The 3,447-nt window shown below is 69.4% G+C and carries 7 protein-coding genes; 1 reads left to right on the top strand and 6 read right to left on the bottom strand.

Annotation, left to right across the window (positions count from 1 at the left end):
* From FUT87_RS21015 to FUT87_RS21025, 3 genes are all read right to left on the bottom strand, one after another.
* Positions 1-306, bottom strand: a 306-nt coding sequence (locus FUT87_RS21015; RefSeq protein ID WP_147242282.1) for a phage tail assembly protein, incomplete at its 3' end; no start/stop codon positions are given.
* Between the two features lie 13 nt (positions 307-319).
* Positions 320-745, bottom strand: a complete 426-nt coding sequence (locus FUT87_RS21020; RefSeq protein WP_091724607.1) for a phage tail protein — start codon at positions 743-745, stop codon at positions 320-322.
* 11 nt (positions 746-756) lie between these two features.
* On the bottom strand, positions 757-1,710 hold the full coding sequence (locus FUT87_RS21025) for a phage tail sheath C-terminal domain-containing protein (protein WP_222617228.1): 954 nt from the start codon (positions 1,708-1,710) through the stop codon (positions 757-759).
* 51 nt (positions 1,711-1,761) lie between these two features.
* Between FUT87_RS21025 and FUT87_RS30025 the strand changes: the two genes are divergently transcribed.
* Entirely contained in the window at positions 1,762-1,911 is a 150-nt protein-coding gene (locus FUT87_RS30025) for a hypothetical protein (protein WP_222617230.1), read from the top strand.
* A 42-nt stretch (positions 1,912-1,953) separates the two neighbouring features.
* On the opposite strand, the gene FUT87_RS21030 is transcribed toward FUT87_RS30025, so the two are convergent.
* From FUT87_RS21030 to FUT87_RS21040, 3 genes are all read right to left on the bottom strand, one after another.
* Positions 1,954-2,568, bottom strand: a complete 615-nt coding sequence (locus FUT87_RS21030) for a Pvc16 family protein (protein WP_186830671.1) — start codon at positions 2,566-2,568, stop codon at positions 1,954-1,956.
* Complete coding sequence (locus FUT87_RS21035) at positions 2,457-2,783, bottom strand: Pvc16 family protein (RefSeq protein ID WP_147242284.1); 327 nt, start codon at positions 2,781-2,783, stop codon at positions 2,457-2,459. The genes FUT87_RS21030 and FUT87_RS21035 overlap by 112 nt, the downstream gene beginning before the upstream one ends.
* Positions 2,773-3,447, bottom strand: a 675-nt coding sequence (locus tag FUT87_RS21040) for an ATP-binding protein (protein WP_147242285.1), incomplete at its 5' end; no start/stop codon positions are given. The genes FUT87_RS21040 and FUT87_RS21035, both read right to left, overlap by 11 nt.

Consider the following 3,447-nt stretch of genomic DNA (forward strand, 5'->3'; position numbering starts at 1 on the left):
GGCCTCGATCGTGGCGCGGCCGCTGCGGTTGATGCGGTTGTAGAACTCCTGCAGGTAGGCCAGGTCGGCCGCGTAGAGGCCCTCGACCACCTTGGGCGTGACCTGCCCCACCGAGCCGAGCCGCGACAGCACGCGCGACAGCAGGATGATGGTCAGGTAGGCCTCGTTGCCCTGCACCCGCGGGTCGCGCAGCGGCAGGATCTCGTCGGCCGCGGTGGCCAGGCGCATCACGCCCTCGCGATGCAGGTCGCCGTCGGCGTCGACATACCCCAGCGGCAGCGTGAACTCGAACTCGGTCTGGAACATGGTGCTCCCCGGTTCAGGCGCGCTCGACGCGTTCGCAGCTCACCGTCAGCGCGTCCAGCGACACGTCGTTGCCCTTGGCGTTGAAGTCCGGCCCGTCGTACTTGCTGGGCCAGGCGCTGAAGAAGTTCCAGCGCACCTTCTCCTGCCCCGCGTCGTCCTGCAGGATGATCGAGCCGTTGCGCCGGTCGATGGTCCCGTTGACCGCGGCCAGGTGCCAGTCGTAGAGCTCGCGCGAGTCGGTCACGCCCCACTTGAGCGTGATGTCGGGATAGGACACCTTGCCGGGCAGCTTGCGCACGGTGGCGACCTCGCCGCCCTCGCGGTACTCGACCACCTCGATGTTGGAGCCGAAGCCGCTGCACTCCGCGAAGCCGGCCTGCACGATGCCGTCGATCTCCACCAGGAAGCGGAAGTTGCGATAGGGATCTTTTCTGGCCATGTCTGCTCTCCTCAGGCGCCGGTGTTCTGCTGGATGCGGAAGATGACGAACTCCGCGGGCTTGACGACCGCCACGCCGATCTCGGTGATGACGCGCCCGGCCTCGCGCTCGCTGGCCGGATTGGTCTCGAGGTCGCACTTGACGAAGAAGGCTTCCTTCGCTGTCGCGCCGAACAGCGCGCCGTCGCGCCACTGGTTGTAGAGGAAGTCGCTGACCGAGCGGATGATCCGCTGCCACAGCGCCGGCGAGTTGGGCTCGAAGACGACGAACTGCGTGCCCTCGTCGATCGATTCCTTCAGGAAGTTCATGAAGCGCCGCACGTTGAGGTAGCGGTACTCCCCGTTGCGGTCGCCGCCGAGCGTGCGCGCGCCGTAGACCATCGGCGAGCCGCCGAAGGGCCGGATCACGTTGATGCCGGGGGGGTTCAGGCTGGCCTGCTTGTCCTTGCCCATCGGCCGCTCCAGGTCGACGATGCCGATCACGCCCTCGTTGGCCGGTGCCTTGTGCACGCCGCGCGTGGCGTCCACGCGGGCCCAGATGCCGGCCACGTGGCCGCTGGGCGGCTGGTCGATCAGCTCGGTCTCCGGCCCGGTGCCGGTGAACAGCGGATTGAAGACCTTGACCCACGGGAAGTAGATCGCGCCGTAGCTGAACTTGTCCGGCGTGGACGGGCCGCCGCCGGGCATGGGGCCGCCGTAGATGTCGGCGGGCGTGCTGTCGGAGGCGGGCGCGTGCTCGCCGTCGAGCACGGCCACCCGGTCCTGCATCTCGAAGCAGTGGTCCATCAGCTGGACCTTGGCGGCGGTGCCCTGCGCGCCGGGCGCGGCGACGATGGCGATGTCGTCGAAGGCCTTGAGCGTCTCCAGCGGCGCCTGCAGGTTGGCCAGCCCGCCGGCCGCGACCGGCACCACGTAGCAGGTGGTGCCGCCGTTGGCGAAGAAGCCGAACACCGCCAGCGCCAGCATGCGGTTGGCGGTGGTGTGGATGGGCGTCGTCGGCGTGGCGCGGCGCCGACGATGAAGGTGGCGAACTCACCCCAGTTGGTGAACTTCCTCGGTTTGCCGACATCGGCCGGATCGAGCCGGTCGGCCACGCCGATGAAGGCGGCCGTGCTGGTGCCCACGCCGGCGATCGGCCGGGCGACGGGCGGGACTTCTTCGACGTAGACGCCGGGTGCGAAATAGTTAGCCATCGATGCCCTCTCTCGGTCAGATCAACTGCACGTCGTAGCCCGCGACCGCGGGGGCCGGGACGACGATGGCACGGTCCCGCGTGACGGCGCCCGCCGTCACGCGCAGGGTGTAGCTGCCCGCCGCGACGGCCGACAGCGAGAACTTGCCTTCGGCGTCGGTCAGCGTGCTGCGGCCGCGCCCCAGCAGCTGGACGCCGGCATTGGCTACCGGCACCGACGCGTTGTCGCGCACCACGCCGCCGATGCGGAAGAACGGCGCTTCCAGCGCCGCGCCGTCGGGCAGCGATTCCAGGCGGATCTCGCTGGTGATGACGCTGGGATAGGTCTCGGTCTCGAAGACCTCCAGCGACACCGTCACCGACAGCAGCAGCGAGGCCTTGATCCGGTTGCCGATCGCGGCCCAGAACTCCGCCGGGTTGCGCACGCCGTCGGGCTGCACCATCAGCATCGGCAGCGGCGGCTCCTGCGCCTGCAGCGCCGGCGTCAGGAAGGCCGGCGGGATCACCGGCGAACCGGCGATCAGCTGCAGCACCTGGCCCAGCAGCTGGTGCTCCTGCTTGGGCAGGTCGGTGCCGCCGACCGGCCAGGCGGTGACCAGGTAGAGGCAGTTGGCGCGCCACGCTGGCGGCACCACGAGCGATGGCCGCCGACCCGGCGCGTCACCGGCTCGTTGTTGCGCAGCTCCAGGTGCTCGCGCACCTCGAACAGGAACAGGTTGACCGTGGTCTGGTCGAGCGCGTACGGATCGGTCGGCCGGTCGAAGCGGATCGCCGCGTCGCGCAGCGGCGGCGCCAGCCCCGGCTGCTTGAAGAAGGCCTCCAGGCTGTCGGTGACCTCATGCAGCATGACGATCTCCCGCCCGGGCCAACGCCTCCACGCGCGCCGCGTAGGGGCCGAACTCGCTGCCGGCGACGCGCCGGCCGGACTTCTCGATCTCGCGCCGCGCGGCCCACAGCAGGTGCTCGGTCTTGAGCTCGCCGCCCTGCTCCGCCGCCAGGAAGGCCGCGGCCACCGCGATGTTCTTCACCGCGCCGCCGGGCACCTTGAAGTTGGCGGCCAGGAAACCCAGATCCAGGTCCTGGCTGCGCGGCACCTTGGGCGGCCAGATCGATTCCCACAGCCGGCGTCGGCTGTCCTCGTCGGGGAACGGGAAGTCGACGATGAAGCCGAGCCGGCGGGTGAAGGCCACGTCCAGGTTCTGCCGCAGGTTGGTCGCCAGGATGCTCAGGCCCTCGTGTTCATCGAGCTTCTGCAGCAGGTAGGCGACTTCGATGTTGGCGTAGCGGTCGTGCGCGTCCTGCACCGTGGTGCGCTTGCCGAAGAGCGCGTCGCACTCGTCGAAGAACAGGATCGCGTTGCCCGCGCGCGCCTCGAGGAACAGGCGGTCGATGCTCTTCTCGGTTTCGCCGATGTACTTGCTGACGACCTGCGACAGGTCGATCTTGAACAGGTCCAGCCCGAGGTCGTTGGCGATGACCTCCACCGCCATCGTCTTGCCGGTGCCGGGCGG

It is taken from the genome of Mitsuaria sp. TWR114, from assembly GCF_007997345.1.

Excerpts from the sequence above, each read along its gene's own strand:
- FUT87_RS30025 (WP_222617230.1), top strand. The coding sequence starts at position 1,762 with ATGAAGGTGGCGAACTCACCCCAGTTGGTGAACTTCCTCGGTTTGCCG.
- FUT87_RS21035 (WP_147242284.1), bottom strand. The coding sequence starts at position 2,783 with ATGCTGCATGAGGTCACCGACAGCCTGGAGGCCTTCTTCAAGCAGCCG.
- FUT87_RS21025 (WP_222617228.1), bottom strand. The coding sequence starts at position 1,710 with ATGCTGGCGCTGGCGGTGTTCGGCTTCTTCGCCAACGGCGGCACCACC.
- FUT87_RS21020 (WP_091724607.1), bottom strand. The coding sequence starts at position 745 with ATGGCCAGAAAAGATCCCTATCGCAACTTCCGCTTCCTGGTGGAGATC.